This is a genomic window from Zhenhengia sp. (assembly GCF_046966505.1).
GTDB classification, from domain to species: Bacteria; Bacillota; Clostridia; order Lachnospirales; family Cellulosilyticaceae; genus Zhenhengia; species Zhenhengia yiwuensis.
This window is the reverse complement of record NZ_JBKVCH010000002.1, coordinates 166,864-183,753: the sequence shown is the minus strand read 5'-3', so window position 1 is coordinate 183,753 and position 16,890 is coordinate 166,864. Positions and strand designations below refer to the sequence as shown.

19 protein-coding genes and 1 pseudogene are annotated in these 16,890 nt (G+C 37.3%); 19 read left to right on the top strand and 1 reads right to left on the bottom strand.

Annotation, left to right across the window (positions count from 1 at the left end):
• Window positions 1–85 precede the first annotated feature (85 nt).
• A complete protein-coding gene (gene cls / locus ACLTBU_RS03375; protein ID WP_412217525.1) occupies window positions 86–1,531 on the bottom strand; it encodes a cardiolipin synthase in 1,446 nt (481 codons plus the stop codon).
• Between the two features lie 104 nt (window positions 1,532–1,635).
• Between cls and ACLTBU_RS03370 the strand changes: the two genes are divergently transcribed.
• The 19 genes and pseudogenes from ACLTBU_RS03370 (at window position 1,636) to ACLTBU_RS03280 (ending at window position 16,736) form a co-directional block, all read left to right on the top strand.
• Window positions 1,636–2,085: a hypothetical protein gene (locus ACLTBU_RS03370; protein WP_249331728.1), complete on the top strand. Its 450-nt coding sequence runs from the start codon at window positions 1,636–1,638 to the stop codon at window positions 2,083–2,085.
• Window positions 2,086–2,314: 229 nt separating this feature from the next.
• A complete protein-coding gene (locus ACLTBU_RS03365) occupies window positions 2,315–3,181 on the top strand; it encodes a YihY/virulence factor BrkB family protein (protein WP_177670610.1) in 867 nt (288 codons plus the stop codon).
• Window positions 3,174–3,782: a DNA-3-methyladenine glycosylase gene (locus ACLTBU_RS03360; RefSeq protein ID WP_412217523.1), complete on the top strand. Its 609-nt coding sequence runs from the start codon at window positions 3,174–3,176 to the stop codon at window positions 3,780–3,782. Before ACLTBU_RS03365 ends, ACLTBU_RS03360 begins: the two co-directional genes overlap by 8 nt.
• A 25-nt stretch (window positions 3,783–3,807) precedes the next feature.
• Window positions 3,808–4,686, top strand: a complete 879-nt coding sequence (metF, locus tag ACLTBU_RS03355) for a methylenetetrahydrofolate reductase [NAD(P)H] (protein ID WP_177670612.1) — start codon at window positions 3,808–3,810, stop codon at window positions 4,684–4,686.
• 3 nt (window positions 4,687–4,689) lie between these two features.
• Window positions 4,690–5,358, top strand: a complete 669-nt coding sequence (locus tag ACLTBU_RS03350; RefSeq protein WP_412217521.1) for a vitamin B12 dependent-methionine synthase activation domain-containing protein — start codon at window positions 4,690–4,692, stop codon at window positions 5,356–5,358.
• 16 nt (window positions 5,359–5,374) lie between these two features.
• On the top strand, window positions 5,375–7,705 hold the full coding sequence (locus tag ACLTBU_RS03345; protein ID WP_412217726.1) for a homocysteine S-methyltransferase family protein: 2,331 nt from the start codon (window positions 5,375–5,377) through the stop codon (window positions 7,703–7,705).
• Between the two features lie 305 nt (window positions 7,706–8,010).
• A complete protein-coding gene (gene wecB / locus ACLTBU_RS03340; RefSeq protein ID WP_412217518.1) occupies window positions 8,011–9,174 on the top strand; it encodes a non-hydrolyzing UDP-N-acetylglucosamine 2-epimerase in 1,164 nt (387 codons plus the stop codon).
• Between the two features lie 14 nt (window positions 9,175–9,188).
• Entirely contained in the window at window positions 9,189–9,416 is a 228-nt protein-coding gene (locus ACLTBU_RS03335; protein ID WP_177670620.1) for an AtpZ/AtpI family protein, read from the top strand.
• A complete protein-coding gene (locus tag ACLTBU_RS03330) occupies window positions 9,409–9,771 on the top strand; it encodes an ATP synthase subunit I (RefSeq protein ID WP_177670622.1) in 363 nt (120 codons plus the stop codon). Before ACLTBU_RS03335 ends, ACLTBU_RS03330 begins: the two co-directional genes overlap by 8 nt.
• 62 nt (window positions 9,772–9,833) lie before the next feature.
• The gene (atpB, locus tag ACLTBU_RS03325) at window positions 9,834–10,532 is read left to right on the top strand and encodes a F0F1 ATP synthase subunit A (RefSeq protein ID WP_412217516.1); all 699 of its coding nucleotides are present in this window, start codon (window positions 9,834–9,836) and stop codon (window positions 10,530–10,532) included.
• Between the two features lie 50 nt (window positions 10,533–10,582).
• A pseudogene (locus ACLTBU_RS03320) lies at window positions 10,583–10,846 on the top strand (ATP synthase Fo subunit C); the annotation flags it as partial.
• Window positions 10,838–11,092, top strand: a complete 255-nt coding sequence (gene atpE / locus ACLTBU_RS03315; RefSeq protein WP_334299074.1) for an ATP synthase F0 subunit C — start codon at window positions 10,838–10,840, stop codon at window positions 11,090–11,092. The pseudogene ACLTBU_RS03320 and the gene atpE (ACLTBU_RS03315), both read left to right, overlap by 9 nt.
• A gap of 21 nt (window positions 11,093–11,113) precedes the next feature.
• Window positions 11,114–11,398, top strand: a complete 285-nt coding sequence (gene atpE / locus ACLTBU_RS03310; RefSeq protein WP_177670628.1) for an ATP synthase F0 subunit C — start codon at window positions 11,114–11,116, stop codon at window positions 11,396–11,398.
• A 47-nt stretch (window positions 11,399–11,445) separates the two neighbouring features.
• Window positions 11,446–11,964, top strand: coding sequence for a F0F1 ATP synthase subunit B (gene atpF / locus ACLTBU_RS03305; protein WP_177670630.1), 519 nt, complete (start codon window positions 11,446–11,448; stop codon window positions 11,962–11,964).
• Window positions 11,952–12,497, top strand: coding sequence for a F0F1 ATP synthase subunit delta (locus tag ACLTBU_RS03300; protein WP_177670632.1), 546 nt, complete (start codon window positions 11,952–11,954; stop codon window positions 12,495–12,497). The genes atpF and ACLTBU_RS03300 overlap by 13 nt, the downstream gene beginning before the upstream one ends.
• Window positions 12,498–12,518: 21 nt before the next feature.
• Complete coding sequence (gene atpA, locus ACLTBU_RS03295) at window positions 12,519–14,030, top strand: F0F1 ATP synthase subunit alpha (protein ID WP_177670634.1); 1,512 nt, start codon at window positions 12,519–12,521, stop codon at window positions 14,028–14,030.
• 23 nt (window positions 14,031–14,053) lie between these two features.
• Entirely contained in the window at window positions 14,054–14,914 is an 861-nt protein-coding gene (gene atpG / locus ACLTBU_RS03290; RefSeq protein WP_177670636.1) for an ATP synthase F1 subunit gamma, read from the top strand.
• Between the two features lie 25 nt (window positions 14,915–14,939).
• Complete coding sequence (atpD, locus tag ACLTBU_RS03285; RefSeq protein WP_177670638.1) at window positions 14,940–16,331, top strand: F0F1 ATP synthase subunit beta; 1,392 nt, start codon at window positions 14,940–14,942, stop codon at window positions 16,329–16,331.
• 9 nt (window positions 16,332–16,340) lie between these two features.
• Complete coding sequence (locus ACLTBU_RS03280; RefSeq protein ID WP_412182273.1) at window positions 16,341–16,736, top strand: F0F1 ATP synthase subunit epsilon; 396 nt, start codon at window positions 16,341–16,343, stop codon at window positions 16,734–16,736.
• Window positions 16,737–16,890 lie beyond the last annotated feature (154 nt).

Genomic DNA, 16,890 nt, shown 5'->3' with positions numbered 1-16,890 from the left:
GCCGCTTTCGGGGTATAGTAGCCTCCCTCCTTTCAGGTAGCTGGGAAGGGGATTCACTACACTCCTACGATACCTTTCTATCGGATTACAGGATAGGAGAAAATAATCTGGATACAGATTCTTTAAAGCGAATGAGACGTGAGCGGTTATTATATCTTTCTAGAGTAAGCTCAGAAGAGTCCTCTAAGTCATGTATAAAGGCTTCGCTAAGTTCTTTGGCGAAGCTTTTATCATATATAAAAGCATTCATTTCAAAATTTAGTTTAAAGCTACGCATATCAAAGTTAGCTGTGCCCACAGAGGAGAGGGCTTCATCTACGATAATAGTCTTAGAGTGTAAGAAGCCCTTATCATAAGTATAGGCACGGGCTCCGCAATCGATAAGTTCCCCAATGTAGGAATAGGTAGCCCAATAGACAAAGGCATGGTCGGGTTTGTTAGGAAACATAATGCGTACATCTAAACCGGATAAGGCAGCGATTTTAAGTGTAGTTAGGAGTGCTTCATTAGGAATGAAGTAAGGTGTTTGAATCCAAATACTTTTGCGGGCGCCAGCAATCATCCCAATATAACCATTTAGAATACTAGAATGTTTAGAGTCGGGCCCGCCAGATACAAGCTGAACAACAGCGCCAGTACTATAGCAAAGTGGTGTAAGTTGAGGAATCTTATAGTGTTCTAGAAGGTGCGTTTCATGGGAAGCAAAGCGCCAGTCTAAAAGAAACTGGAGGTTGGCTAAAATGGCACCACTTCCTTCAATCTTTAAGTGTGTATCACGCCAGTAACCCATTTTCTTATTTTTACCTAAATACTCATCACCTACATTAAAGCCACCTAAATAGGCAATCTTATCATCGATAGTACAGAGCTTACGATGGTTACGATAATTGAAACGTAAGTTGATAAAAGGTTTAAAAGGTGGTGCAAAACAAATAATTTTAATGCCAGCATTCTCTAACCTTTTAAAGTAAGCAGAGCGTGTTTTAAGACATCCCATGCCATCATAAAGGAGAGAAACCTCTACACCTTCTTGAGCTTTTTGAATAAGACATTCACTAAAGAGTTGTCCTATTTCATCATCATGGATAATATAATATTCTAAGTGAATATAAGAGTGGGCTGCTTTAATGCTCTCAAACAGATCTCTAAACTTAGCCTTCCCATCTGTGAATAAGGTAAGACTATTGTCACACGTATAAACTGTTTCATGGCCTATCAGATGAAGGTTTAAGAGGTTATAATCATAGCAGGCTGGGCAAGTACCTAATGTGCAAGAACTGCAAGAATCCTTGTAAATCTGTGTATGCAGAAGATGCATATAGCGGTCAGATTCTTCTTTCTGATTGAACATCTTACGCCTTTTCATGCTTTGCCCAAAGAAAAGGTAAAGAATAAAACCCACAATAGGAATGAAGAGCATAACCATTACCCAAGCCCAGGTGGTTGTTACATCTTTATGTTCAATAAAAATAATATAACCAATACAAGTTAAATCAATAATAAGCGACAATAATACAAGTAAAATAAGCATGTATGCACACCTTTCAAATGTGATAATATCTTATTGATATTGTGGTATATTCCGTTATATGCTATACTATTTTACATATTTAGTCGTACTAAGGAGGTATTAAGGTGGAAACCTGGCAGATCGTATTAATATGGGTCGTAGTGATCGCGGCAATCGGAGTCGGACTTTATTTTTGGGGTAAAAAATTACAAAAAAGATATGATGAGCAACAACAACTCGTTAATCAGCATAAACAAGTTGTACCTTTATTCATTATAGATAAGAAAAAGGACAAGCTAGAGAACCTCAAGCTTCCTAAACAGGTAAAAGACCAAGTACCAAAGATGCAACGTAAAAGAAAGATGCCAGTTGTTATTGCAAAAGCTGGTCCTCAAATTGTTACACTTATGTGTGATGAAATCGTGTACAATACAGTACCTGTAAAAAAACAAATTAAAGCAGAAGTCGCTGGAATCATGCTTGTTAATGTTGTTTCAGGTAAACTTCCAGTTCCTAAAAAAGAAGGTTTTATGAACAAGATGAAACGTAAAGCAAAAGAGCTTCAAAATAAATAAAGTGCGTAAGACATGAGTGTAAACTCATGTCTTTTTTATATTAGAGAAAATTTTACTTTTCTATAATATAGGGAATACAGAGGACTATTACTCACTTTATTAATTTAAAATATTTAACCGAGGTATAAATTGTGATATAGTAAATGAAAGATTTCAAAAAATAAGTATACTCCTTAAATGAGTGAGATATACTGAAAAGGAGAAATTCTACATAAAGGTGGGCATTTAATTGGAATCCATTAAATTTTTTATTGATTATATTATGAGGCTAAAGAAAAGGTTTATCGGGCACGACATTGCAGCACGCAGTGCACAAAGCACATACTATTGGATATTGGCATTTTTTCCTTTTTTAATGATGATCATTTCCATTTTAACTTATACCAATATTGCACAGAGTGAGTTTATGGTGTACTTATCAGAGGTTGTGCCTGGAGCAGTTATGCCATTTATTGAGCAAACGATTAATCAGCTTATAGAGTACCGCAGTGCAACTTTACTGTCTTTTAGTGCTATTGCTGCCATTTGGTCTGCTTCGGCAGCAGTTAATGTAATAATAAGAGGTATTCATAAGGCTTATAGTGGCGTAGATGGTAGAAGTTTCTGGGTGAGAAAAATCTTTTCTATGCTTTATACCGTTGTTTTAGCTGTACTGATTGCAGGGCTTATTATTCTATTAGTATTTGGGAATCGTATAGGAGAATATGTCATTACCACTTTTCACATCCAAGGAGAGGGATATAAGTTGCTATGGGATATTGTAAGACTTACTCTACCTGTAGTAGGACTACTTATGGGACTTTATATGATCTATAAGTTTATTCCGCGTAGGCATTTAAGAGATGGGAATGTGTGGCCTGGCACCATTTTTGCAAGTATGGGTTGGTATGCTTTTTCTTATTTATTCTCATTATATGTAGATAGATTCAGTAGATATAATCAGATGTATGGAAGCTTAGGGAGTGTCTTTATTTTACTCATTTGGCTTTATACAAGCTGTATTTTAGTATTATTAGGCGCTGAAATAAATGCTTTATATCAAGATATGAAGCAAATTAGTAGAGCTAGAAAACGAAGGGAGCATCTAAGTGACTAAAATTATTGAAAAGAAATTTTATTTGAGAGATGGGCTAGAGGTAGCTAGGGATTTATTAGGTAAGGTATTAGTAAGAGAGATAGAGGGAAGGGTAGCACGTTTTAGAATTGTAGAGACAGAAGCTTATTTAGGACCAGAGGATAAGGGGGCACACTCTTACGGAGGAAAACGTACACCAAGAACCATGCCTATTTTTGAAGATGGGGGAATTACCTACGTTTATCTTATTTATGGAATGTATAACTGCCTTAACATTATAGCGAACTATAAGGATATACCACATTGTGTACTAATAAGAGCAGTAGAACCATTAGATGAAGAAGCGCTAGCATTTTGTAGAACCTATAGGCATATTAAATCTAAGAAAGTACAAGATCTAACGAATGGGCCAGGTAAACTATGCCAAGCGCTTCATATTGATAAGACGCTTAATGCATTGCCTGTTACAAAGAAGGGACGGCTTTATGTTGAGGAAGGGGATACACCTTTAAATATTGTAAGAGATAAACGTATTAATATTGATTATGCTGAGGAATACAGAGATAAAGAGTGGCGTTTCTATATAGAGGGGAATAAGTTCGTATCTGTATTCAAAAAATAAAATAATAAGTAAGGGGAGATTCAGCTTGAAAATCAGTACATTATTTAATGAAAGTAAACCAATCATATCTTTTGAAATTTTTCCACCAAAACAGACTACATCTATAGAGAGTATTTACAGTACTATCGATGCACTTGCACCTTTGTCGCCAGACTTCATTAGTGTGACTTATGGTGCAGGTGGAAGTACTCAAGGTAAAACAGTTCAGATTGCGTCTTTGCTTAAAAATCAATATAATATTACACCACTTGCACATTTAACTTGTGTAGGTGGAAGTAAGGAAAGTATGGACCAAATTCTAGATGAGTTAGAAAGAGAAGGGGTTCATAATATACTGGCATTAAGAGGTGACTTGCCAGAAGGAAGCAGCTTAGGGGATTTTAGTTATGCCAGTGACCTTATTAAGTATATTAAGCAAAGAGATAGCTTTGATGTAGCTGCGGCTTGCTATCCAGAAAAACATATTGAAGCACTTACTTTAGAAGAAGATATTAAACATCTTCAATATAAAGTAGACTGCGGAGCTGAGCTACTTATTAGTCAGCTTTTCTTTGACAATGACGCTTTCTATAAATGGAGGGAAAACGTGAGAAGTCAGGGCATACATACACCAATTGTGGCAGGAATCATGCCTATTACATCGGGAAAACAGCTTGAACGTATGGTAACACTTTGCGGAGCTAGTATTCCAGCATCTATACAGAATTTAATTAAAGCCTATAATCATAATGCACAAGCGCTGAAGGAAGCAGGTATTGCTTATGCCACCATGCAAATTATAGATTTATTAGCCTCAGGTGTAGATGGTATTCACCTTTATACCATGAATCAAGCAGATATTGCAAAACGTATTATGGAAAATATAAGGGGAATTAATTACGCTGTAAGAACAAAGAGGGCTTAAAGTATGCAGGATAAGATTATTATAAAAGAAGTACTCAGATATATTAATGTACCTTATGCAAAAGCGGATGATGAAATTAAAATGCAGATTCAAGCTACTTATAAAGAGCTTAAAGACATTGCCGATATAAGATATACGTATCAAAAATTTGCTCTTGAAAAAGAAGCGCAGCAAATAGGCCTTAAAGATACATCACTTCAAATCATGACATCAGATTTATCTAGAGTACTTAAAAATTGTGATGAAGTATATGTATTAGCAGCTACATTAGGTACGCAAGTAGATAAGAAAATCAGTGCCATTCAGCAGACTGATATGTTAAAGGCTTTACTTTTTAATGCTTGTGCTAATGTGCTTATTGAATCTGCTTGTGACCAAGTAGAGCGTGAAATTATGGAAAGCTTATCAGAAGATAGGTATTTAACCATGCGTTATAGTCCTGGTTATGGAGATGTACCCCTTAATGTACAACCAGAGTTACTGAGGGTATTAGATACAGCGCGCAAAATAGGTTTAACAACAACTAAAGCAGGCATGCTCCTTCCTATTAAATCCGTTACAGCTTTTATCGGACTTTCTTCTATAAAAGAAGATAGGCAAAAGGGCTGTGGCGAGTGTTTAATTCAAGGCGTATGTGCATATAGAAGAAGAGGTGAAAAGTGTGGGAGCTAGATTTTTTGATGGTGCTATGGGAACTGTGCTTCAAGGCAAAGGTTTAAAGCTTGGGGAAATTCCAGAGCTTTTTAACTTTACACATAGCCAGCTTATAGAGAGTGTACATTTATCTTATTTAGAAGCGGGTGCAGATTATGTAACGACTAATACATTTGGTGCCAACGCTTATAAAATTAATGAAACAAAATACACAGTAGAACAGGTCATTACCCAGGCAGTTGCATTAGCGAAAAGTGCTGTCTCAAAAGTAGGGCGTGGAAAAGTAGTGCTCGACATTGGTTCGACCGGTAAGCTAATAGAACCAGTAGGGGATGTAAGATTTGAAGAAGCTTATGAAGTTTTTAAAGAACAAGTTGTAGCTGGTGAAAAGGCAGGAGCAGACCTTATACTTTTTGAGACATTTACAGATCTTTATGAATTAAAGGCAGGCGTACTTGCAGCTAAGGAAAATACAAAACTTCCTATTTACTGTACCATGACTTTTGAAGCTAATGGGCGTACCTTCTTTGGGACAAGTATTGAATCTATGATTTTAACCTTAGAGGCTTTGGGGGTAGATGCACTAGGAGTAAACTGTAGCTTAGGACCAAAGGAATTAAAACCAATCGTAGAGAAAATTGTATCCCTTGCGTCTATTCCAGTGCTTGTACAGCCCAATGCAGGATTGCCAACCATGATAGAGGGTAAAGCTCAGTATGACATTACACCAGAAGAGTTTGCAGACTGTATGGCTTACTTTGCAGAAATAGGCGTTCATATCCTAGGAGGATGCTGTGGTACAAACCCTGAATACATCAGACAAGTTGTAGAAAAGGTAGAATCTATAGAGGTAAAACCACTAACACCTAAAAAGTTATGTGGCATCTGTAGCAGTCAAACGGCTGTATTTTTTGATGATGTACGCGTAATAGGGGAAAGACTTAATCCAACAGGTAAGAAACTTTTACAGCAAGCACTTCGAGATGACAATATGGATTATGTTTTAAGATTAGCGCTTGAACAGAAGGAAGAAGGCGCACATATTTTAGATGTGAATATGGGGCTTCCTGATATTGACGAAGTGGCTATGCTTACTAAAGCTATTAAACAAATACAGGGTGTCATTGACTTACCACTTCAAATCGACTCTTCAAATGTAGCTGCTTTAGAAAGTGGAGCACGTATTTATAATGGTAAACCACTTATCAACTCCGTTAATGGTAAGAAGGAAAGCTTAGAGACTATACTACCTATTGCGAAGAAATATGGAGCAGCAGTACTAGGCCTTACACTTGATGAAAAAGGTATTCCTGAAAGTGCGGAGGAAAGACTAGAGGTAGCAAGACGTATTGTAGAAGCTGCCGAGGGGTATGGCATACCGAGGGAAGATATCTTTATCGACTGTCTGGTTGTAACGGCTTCCGCTCAGCAGGACTTAGTTATTGAGACACTTAAAGCTGTAAAACTAGTTAAAGAAGAACTTGGCGTTAAGACTATTCTAGGTGTGAGTAATGTATCCTTTGGTTTACCACAAAGAAGCGTACTAAATGAAGCCATGCTGACTATGGCACTTATGCAGGGATTAGATGCACCTATTCTTAATCCGAAAAATACCCAGATGTTAGAAGCGATTATGGCTTACCGTGTATTAGCAGGCCATGATAAAGAGTCTAAAGCGTATATTGAGTACTTTAGTGGCAAACAGCAGGAGACAAATAATGTGGCAGTAAGTGTGCAAGAGCATACTTTAGAGGAAGCTATTATTAAGGGACTTAAAAAAGAAGCCAAGCAATTAACAGAAGTGTTATTAAAAGACCTTGAGCCTTTAGAAGTTGTAGAAGAGTATATTGTGCCAGCACTGAATAAGGTAGGAGAAGATTATGAGAAGGAGATTCTTTACCTTCCACAGCTTATTAAATCAGCTGAAGCTGCTCAAAGTAGTTTTGAAGTCTTAAAGTTGGCGCTGATGAATAAGGGAACAGAGAATCCTAGCAAAGGACCTAAAGTTATACTGGCAACCGTAAAAGGTGATATTCATGATATTGGTAAAAATATCGTGAAAGTCATTATGCAAAACTATGGCTTTGAGGTTATCGATTTAGGTAAAGATGTGTCATATGAAGAAGTCTTAGAGGCAGTAAGAAAACATAATGTAAAATTAGTAGGACTTAGTGCACTTATGACAACAACAGTTACAAGCATGGCAGAGACTATTACATGCTTAAAGGAAGAGGTGCCAGAATGTAAGGTTGTTGTTGGAGGCGCCGTTTTGACAGAGGAATTAGCTCAGTTCGTTCAGGCAGATTTTTATGCCAAAGATGCAATGGAAACAGTAAGAATTGCTAAAACATATTTTGAAATGTAGATAGCAGGGAAATTGAGGGAAAAAGGCTTGGATAAAAGAGCTACTAAGCAAGAAATAAAAGGATATTAAGGTTGTTCTAAAATAGATTTGCGTAGTATTTAAGACAGAGATTTATCTCTGTCTTAAATTTTTTGTAAAATTCGCTATTATGCAAAATATACTTAGAGCATTTACAATTGTACAACTATAGTGGTAAAGTAAGTAGGATAAAAAGCTTATTTTTATAGGATATACATAATATTAAGGTATAATAAACACACTAAATCTGATATCAAATGATAAAAGAGGATAATAGGAGCGTAGAAATGATAAGAGATAAAATTCGCGTTATGAGCGTGTTTGGCACAAGACCAGAAGCTATTAAAATGGCACCACTTGTAAAAGAACTAGAGAAAAACAGCGAAATTGAAAATTTAGTTTGTGTAACAGCACAACACAGAGAAATGCTCGATCAAGTATTAGAAATTTTTAACATTGTACCTGATTATGATCTTAACATTATGAAGGATCGCCAGACGTTAACAGGTATTACAACACGTGTACTAGAAGGAATGGAAAGTGTGTTAGAAGAAGCTAAACCAGATATCGTTTTGGTACATGGGGATACATCTACAACATTTGTAACAGCGCTTGCAGCTTTTTACAAACAAATTCCTGTAGGACATGTAGAAGCAGGGCTTCGTACATACAATATATACGAGCCATTTCCAGAAGAAATGAACAGAAAGTTAGCTGGTGCGCTTTCAACACTTCATTTTTCTCCTACACCACAAGCTAAAAAGAACTTATTAAAAGAAGCAGTAGATGAGCAGGCTATTTATGTAACAGGGAATACGGTTATTGATGCACTTAAAACAACTATTGAAGAGGATTATCACTTTACAGTAGATTTGCTCAATAACATTGACTATAAAAATAAACGCGTCATTACAATGACAGCTCATAGAAGAGAGAATCAAGGAGAGCCACTTCGTCAAATTTGTGAAGCTGTAAAAGCTATTGCAGAGGAATTTGATGATGTAGAAGTTGTTTATGCAGTGCATAAAAATCCAGTTGTAAGAGATGTAGTCTACGAAATATTAGGAGACACATGTAATGTCCATCTTATTGAACCGCTCGATCTTAAAGATATGCATAACTTGATGAACCGTTCATATCTTGTACTTACAGATTCAGGCGGTCTGCAAGAAGAGGTACCTTCTATGGGGAAACCTGTACTTGTACTTCGTAATGTAACCGAAAGACCTGAAGGTGTTGAAGCTGGTACACTTAAACTTGCTGGTGTACAAAAAGAAATCATTTACAACCTTACAAAAGAACTCCTTACGGATGAAGTCGTTTATAAGCAAATGGCACAAGCTAAAAATCCATTTGGAGATGGACATGCTTCTGTACGTATTGTAGAAGCTATTCTTTCTTACTTTAAAGAAGGTAAAGAAAGACCACAAGATTATATTTATAATGCATAGAAGTAGGTGAATAGATGAAGAGTAAGGGATGGATAAGTGCTTTAGCTCTTGTAGAACAAGTTGGTCTATCTATGATCATTCCTATTTTTCTATGCGTATTTATAGGGAATTTTTTAGATAAAGTAACTGGTAAAGCACCACTATTTCTAGTGATTTTTATTTTGCTAGGAGTAGGAAGTGCCTTTAGAAATTTATTTTACATTGTAGGTAAGGAAGCTAAGAAAGGGAAGAAAAATGAATAAAGCATTTATGAAAAATTATGCAATGCAATGTACAATGGTAGCTTTTTCGTTAGTTGTATATGGAATAGGATTGTTTATGGTAACAGATGCTTTAAGCTGGACTTTAGGTATTGTTTTAGGTCTTCTTATAGCCCTTCTTAAACTTAAACTTATGGAAAATACTTTTACAAAGGCAGTTAATCTTCCGGAAGCTAAAGCAAAGGGATATACACAAAGACAGTATATGCTTCGTTATGTACTGACAGGTATTGTCCTTTTAGTAGCAGCCCTTAATAAGGATGTAAGTCTTTTAGGTGTATTTTTTGGATTAGTCTCCATGAAAGTAGGAGCCTATGTACAATTAGGCCTAAAGTAAATGAGGCAACAAGAGCATTAGCTCTTTAGCATAGAAATTTATATGGAAAGGAGAGTGGGTAGGTGGAGCAAAATTTAGATTTTGGGATTCATCAGGTAGTCACATTCTTTGAATATAATGGACAATCTTTTGGTCTCACAACTACGCATATTAATACATTTCTTGTAATGGCTGTACTTACAATTTTTGGACTTATTGTACGTTATAAACTTAAAAACTTTAAAATGATACCAGATAGTAAATTTCAAATTATCATTGAGTTTTTAGTAGACACTATTAATAGTTTTACAGTTAGTACAATGGGTGAAAAAAATGCAAGATTCGGTTCATTCTATGGTCCTATGTTTTTATTCATCCTGTTATGTAACCTTACAGGATTAATTGGACTAAGACCACCTACTGCGGACATTGCGACTACTTTTGCCTTATCATTAACCACATTCTTTATGATTCACTGGTATGGTTTAAGAGCAAAAGGAACAAGATACTTAAAAGGTTTCTTAGAGCCAATGCCCTTATTATTACCACTTAACATTATTGGTGAACTTGCTAACCCGATTTCATTAAGTTTCCGTTTATTTGGTAATATCTTAGGTGGAACAATCATCATGGGACTTTACTATGCCATGATGCCATGGTGGGCACAACTTGGATTGCCTTCAATACTGCATTCATACTTTGACGTATTTGCAGGGGCATTACAAACACTTATTTTCGTTATGCTAAGCATGACATTTGTATCTAGCGCAATGGAAGACTAAAAGAAGAGGTGAAAGAAATGACGGGATACGCAGATTTCCTTTTTGGATGGATGGCAAATGTAGACCCTGTAGCCCTTGTTTTAGCCTTCTCCGCGATTGGTGCAGGACTTGCGATGATCGCAGGTATTGGACCAGGTATTGGTCAGGGCTTTGCAGCTGGTAAAGCGGCAGAGGCTATGGGTAAAAATCCTAAAGATGGTGGTAAACCAGCAACACTTGTTATGTTACTTGGAGCTGCTGTTGCTGAAACATCAGGGATTTTCTCACTTGTTATTGCCATTATCATGTTATTTGCCAATCCGCTTATTAACAAAGGCGGTATAGCAATCGTTCTTGCAGCATCAGCAATTGGTGCAGGTTTTGCAATGATTGCAGGTATTGGACCTGGTATTGGACAAGGTTATGCAGCTGGTAAGGCTGCGGAAGCAGTAGGTAAAAGACCTAAGCTTCAAAGTGCTATAGTAAGAACCATGCTTCTTGGTCAAGCAGTTGCTCAAACAACAGGTATTTACGCACTTATTATTGCATTACTATTATTATTTGTAAACTTATTCGCATAGGAATATAAGGAGGAATTTAAAATGGAAAACCAAATCGATGGAAGAGCTTTAATTTTAGCATGTTCAGCAATTGGTGCTGGTCTTGCAATGATCGCAGGTATTGGACCTGGTATTGGACAAGGTTATGCAGCTGGTAAAGGTGCAGAAGCAGTAGGTCGTCAACCAGAAGCACAATCAGACGTAGTACGTACAATGTTACTTGGTGCAGCCGTAGCTGAAACAACAGGTATCTATGGTCTTATCGTAGCTATCATTCTTTTATTTGCTAACCCACTTATCTCAACATACATGAACTTAATTGGTTAATTAAATAAAAGGCGCTATAAAGACTATAGAAAGGAGGGACTTTCCCTTTGAGCTCAAAAATTATTGAATTCTCCATGCAAACAGGATGGGAATGGTTTGTACAGCTTCTCGCGTTAGGCTTAATTATCTTTATTCTTGCTAAATTATTATTTAAGCCAGTAAGTGAATTTTTAGAAAAACGTCAAGCGATGATTGCTGCTGAAGTTAATGATGCAACAAATGCTAAAAAAGATGCAGAAGGTCTTAAAAAGGATTATCAGGCAAAACTTACTAACATTGAGGCTGAAGCAAACGAAATATTAAAAGAAGCCAGAGCTAAAGCTCTAGCACGTGAAGAAGAAATCATCAGAGCAGCTAGAGAAGAAGCCGAAGTCATTAAAACTAAAGCATTTAAAGATATCGAACTTGAAAAAGAGCGTGTACAAGCTGAAATGAAAGCTGAAATGATCGAAGTAGCTAGCCTTATGGCAAGCAAGTTTGTAGCAGCTTCTATGGATGAAAATAAACAAAATGAATTAGTAGATGAAATGATTAAAGAGATGGGGGATGTACAGTGGCTGAGATAATCGTAAACCGCTATGCTACTGCCCTCTTTGATATTGCTTTTGAAAAAGGAGCAATGCTTAAATTTGAAGAAGAGGCTAGGATGATTCTTAAAGTACTTGCTGATGAAGCAGATTACCTTAAATTACTTAGTCATCCAAGTATTACAGAGGAACAAAAAATTGAGCTTGTAGAGAAAGCTTTTGCAGGTCAAGTATCTGAAGAGTTTGTAGGTCTTATAGCTCTTGTTATTAAAAAAGCAAGAACTGAGTATCTTGTACGTATTCTTGAAAAATTTATTTCTATGGCAGAAGAAGCAGCAGGAGTTTTAAAGGCAACTGTTATTTCAGCTAAGCCATTAACAAATCAGCAATTAGCGCAAATTAAAGCACATATTGAAAACAATACAGGTAAAACAGTCGTTATAGAAGAGCAAATAGATGCTTCTATTATTGGAGGTCTTATCGTACGTGTTGGTGATAAAGTGGTAGATGGTAGCATCAAAGGTCAAATGGATGCACTTAAAGCTGAGCTTAATAGTTTGCGACTTGCATAATAAAAGGGGTGTAATGATTTAATGAACCTTAGACCAGAGGAAATCAGCAGCGTTATTAAAAGTCAAATTAATAACTATAAAACACGCCTTGAAGTATCAGAAGTAGGAACTGTTATTACAGTAGGGGACGGTATCGCTCGTGTACACGGACTCGAAAAAGCAATGGCAGGGGAACTTCTTGAATTCACTGGCGGCGTATACGGAATGGTTCTTAACTTAGAAGAAGACAACATTGGGGTTGTTCTTTTAGGTTCAGACCAACATATTAAAGAAGGTAGCGACGTTAAATCAACAGGACGTGTAGTAGAAGTTCCAGTTGGTGACGCACTTTGCGGACGTGTTGTTAACCCTCTTGGCCAACCTATCGATGGTAAAGGCCCAATCAATACTACAAATTTCCGTCCTGTAGAGCGTATTGCTCCAGGGGTTATCGAAAGAAAATCAGTAGATACACCACTTCAAACAGGTGAAAAAGCTATCGATGCCATGGTTCCAATCGGACGTGGACAACGTGAGCTTATTATCGGAGACCGTCAAACAGGTAAAACTGCAATTGCTATCGATACAATCATTAACCAAAAAGGTCAAAATGTAAAATGTATCTACGTTGCAATCGGACAAAAAGCATCAACAATTGCTCAACTTGTTAAAACACTTGAGAAACATGATGCAATGAGCTACACAACAGTAGTAGCCTCAACAGCAAGTGATTCATCACCACTTCAATACCTTGCTCCTTATGCAGGTGCTGCTATTGGTGAAGAATGGATGGAAAACGGTGGAGATGTACTTATCATTTATGATGATTTATCTAAACACGCTGTTGCTTACCGTACAATGGCATTACTTCTTCATAGACCACCAGGTCGTGAGGCTTATCCAGGGGACGTATTCTACCTTCACTCAAGACTTCTTGAGAGAGCAGCTAAACTTTCAGATGAAAGAGGCGGCGGTTCTATGACTGCTCTTCCAATCATTGAAACACAAGCTGGGGATATTTCAGCATACATCCCAACAAACGTAATTTCTATCACAGATGGTCAGATTTTCCTTGAAACTGAACTTTTCAACGCAGGTGTAAGACCAGCGGTTAACCCAGGTCTTTCAGTATCACGTGTTGGTGGTGCAGCTCAAATTAAAGCGATGAAACAAATCGCAGGTCCAGTCCGTGTGGAACTTGCTCAGTACCGTTCTCTTGCAGCATTCGCTCAGTTCGGTTCAGACCTTGATGCAGCTACTCAAAATGCATTAGCACAAGGTGAACGTATTATGGAAGTTTTAAAACAACCACAGTACAAGCCAATGAGTGTAGCAGAGCAAGTAATCGTACTCTTTGCAGCTACAAGAAAATATCTTCTTGATATTCCAGTATCAGCAGTAAAACAATTCGAGAGAGAACTTCTTGAAACAGTAAACACTAAATACCCAGAACTTCTTACTGAAGTAACAGGCAAAGCTGGTATTACAAACGAACTAGATGAAAAACTTAAAAAAGTTATTAGTGAATTTAAAGCTGGCTTTAAAGCTGAATAATTTAGAAAGAAGAGGTGCGGTAAATGGCGTCTTTACAAGCTATCAAAGGACGAATTAAAAGCGTAAGCAGCACCAAACAAATTACTAATGCCATGAACCTTGTAGCAACAGCTAAGCTCACTAAAGCTAAAGAATCGGCTCTTAAATCAAGACCGTTCTTTACTGAAGTACAAAAGGTTATTAAATCTATTGCTAAAAACTCAGAAAACCTTAACTCACCACTTCTTAAACAGAATGGGTCAAGTAATAAAGGTTATGTTATTTTAGCAGCAGATAGAGGTCTTGCTGGTGGTTACAATGCCAACGTTGGTAAATTAGTAATGAATCATATAACAAATAAAGACGAAGCTCGTCTTATTACAGTAGGTAAAAAATCAAGAGAGTTCTTCAGAGCAAGACATTTTGATATCCAAAAAGAAATCACAGGTATTTCTGCTGACCCTACTTACAATGATGCAAAAGAGATTGCACATTATGTTATTGATTTATTTAATAAAGGTGAAGTTGGAGAAGTTTATTTAGCTTATACAGCATTTAAATCTACTATCCAACAAGAGCCTACTATGATTCGTCTTTTACCAGTAGATATATCAGAAATTGAAGAACCAGAAACAGAAGGACCAAAAGATTTATTAATCTATGATCCTTCTCCAGAAGCTGTATTAGATTATCTCATGCCTCGTTATGTAACAGATGTTATCTTCGGAGGCCTTGTAGAGTCTAGTGCAAGTGAACAAGGTGCCAGAATGACAGCTATGGATTCTGCTACAGAAAATGCAAACGAAATGATTGCAAAACTTGAAATCGAATCTAATAGAGCACGTCAAGCAGCGATTACACAAGAATTAACTGAAATCGTAGCTGGAGCTGGAGCCCTTAAGTAATTAAATTAAAAGGAGTGAAGAGTTAATGGCACAAAACATAGGACATGTTGTTCAAATTATCGGTCCTGTTTTAGATATAAAATTTACGCCAAATAACCTTCCTGCACTTTACAACGCTATTGAAATCACAAGAGAAAATGGAGAAAAACTTGTAGTAGAAGTTGCTCAACATCTTGGTGATGATGTTGTAAGATGTATTGCTATGTCTGCAACAGATGGTTTAGTGCGTGGAATAGAAGCAGTTGACACAGGTGCACCAATTAGTGTACCAGTAGGTACAGCAACACTTGGACGTATCTTTAACGTAACAGGAGATGCAGTAGATGGTAAAGAAAATCCAGATGTAGAAAAATGGCCTATTCATAGAGCAGCACCTACATTTGAAGAATTAGCTACAGAATCAGAAATTCTTGAAACAGGGATTAAAGTAGTTGACCTTCTTTGTCCATACCTTAAAGGTGGTAAAATCGGTTTATTCGGTGGTGCTGGTGTAGGTAAAACTGTACTCATTCAAGAGCTTATCCGTAACATTGCTACAGAGCATGGTGGTTTCTCTGTATTCGCAGGTGTAGGTGAGCGTACTAGAGAAGGTAATGACCTTTTCCATGAGATGACAGATTCAGGCGTTATCTCAAAAACAACAATGGTGTTCGGACAAATGAACGAGCCACCTGGTGCCAGAATGCGTGTTGCACTTACTGGTCTTACTATGGCTGAATACTTCCGTGACCAATCAGGACAAGACGTACTTCTGTTCGTAGATAACATCTTCCGTCTTGTTCAAGCTGGTTCTGAGGTATCTGCCCTTCTTGGACGTACTCCAAGTGCCGTTGGTTACCAACCAACACTTGCAACTGAAATGGGTGCACTTCAAGAACGTATTACATCAACAAACACAGGGTCAATCACATCTGTTCAAGCGGTTTACGTTCCAGCCGATGACTTAACTGACCCAGCTCCAGCTACTACTTTCGCCCATCTTGATGCGAAAACAGTACTTTCACGTGCACAAGTAGAACAAGGTATCTACCCAGCAGTAGACCCACTTGAATCTACATCACGTATCCTTGACCCACAAATCGTAGGTGAAGATCACTACGAAGTAGCTCGTGGCGTTCAAGCTATTCTTCAAAGATACAAAGAACTTCAAGATATCATCGCTATCTTAGGTATGGATGAACTTTCTGAAGAAGATAGAGTAGTTGTAAACCGTGCTCGTCGTGTTCAGAAATTCCTTTCACAACCATTCTTCGTAGCAGAAGTCTTCACAGGTAGCCCTGGTAAATATGTACCAATTAAAGAAACTATCCGTGGCTTCAAAGAAATTCTTGAAGGTAAACATGATGACCTTCCAGAAAATGCATTCTTAATGGTTGGTTCTATTGAAGAAGCAGTAGAAAAAGCAAAAACATTGTAGGTGATAGCTATGGCAAAAAATAAATTACGCCTTCAAATTATTACACCAACTCGTTCAGTGTTGGATTCAGAAGTAGATTCAGTTGTACTTCGCACAGCAGAAGGCGATATGGGTGTGTACTACGACCACGAACCAGTCGTTACGCTATTAAGCTATGGCGTACTTCGCTACAAAGTAGAAGGCAAAACTTACAACGTAACAACGATGAGTGGTTTTGCAGAGGTAACAGAAGATAAAGTTGTGGTGCTTACAGATGCAGCAGAACTTGAAAATGAAATTGACTTTTCACGTGCACAGGCAGCAAAAGAACGTGCAGAAGGAAGAGTTTCAAATGCAGATTATGATGTGGCAAGAGCACAAGTTGCCCTTCGTAAAGCACTTGTACGCCTCAGCTTAAATAAATAAGAAAGAGGAGACTGCTTAAAAAGCAGTCTTCTTTTTTTGTACATTTCTAACAGGACAAGGCTAGACAAAGTACCCCACTTAACCGTTAAGGTCTTATGGTATATCCGATAAGAAAGGGGAGTAGGAGGGGTTAATTTGAAAAAGAAAAGGAATA

What these genes read in the sequence shown, in the direction of transcription:
- cls (WP_412217525.1), bottom strand. Translation starts at nt 1,531, where the DNA reads ATGCTTATTTTACTTGTATTATTGTCGCTTATTATTGATTTAACTTGT.
- ACLTBU_RS03350 (WP_412217521.1), top strand. Translation starts at nt 4,690, where the DNA reads ATGCAGGATAAGATTATTATAAAAGAAGTACTCAGATATATTAATGTA.
- ACLTBU_RS03345 (WP_412217726.1), top strand. Translation starts at nt 5,375, where the DNA reads ATGGGAACTGTGCTTCAAGGCAAAGGTTTAAAGCTTGGGGAAATTCCA.
- wecB (WP_412217518.1), top strand. Translation starts at nt 8,011, where the DNA reads ATGATAAGAGATAAAATTCGCGTTATGAGCGTGTTTGGCACAAGACCA.
- ACLTBU_RS03335 (WP_177670620.1), top strand. Translation starts at nt 9,189, where the DNA reads ATGAAGAGTAAGGGATGGATAAGTGCTTTAGCTCTTGTAGAACAAGTT.
- ACLTBU_RS03330 (WP_177670622.1), top strand. Translation starts at nt 9,409, where the DNA reads ATGAATAAAGCATTTATGAAAAATTATGCAATGCAATGTACAATGGTA.
- atpE (WP_177670628.1), top strand. Translation starts at nt 11,114, where the DNA reads ATGGAAAACCAAATCGATGGAAGAGCTTTAATTTTAGCATGTTCAGCA.
- atpA (WP_177670634.1), top strand. Translation starts at nt 12,519, where the DNA reads ATGAACCTTAGACCAGAGGAAATCAGCAGCGTTATTAAAAGTCAAATT.
- atpG (WP_177670636.1), top strand. Translation starts at nt 14,054, where the DNA reads ATGGCGTCTTTACAAGCTATCAAAGGACGAATTAAAAGCGTAAGCAGC.
- atpD (WP_177670638.1), top strand. Translation starts at nt 14,940, where the DNA reads ATGGCACAAAACATAGGACATGTTGTTCAAATTATCGGTCCTGTTTTA.
- ACLTBU_RS03280 (WP_412182273.1), top strand. Translation starts at nt 16,341, where the DNA reads ATGGCAAAAAATAAATTACGCCTTCAAATTATTACACCAACTCGTTCA.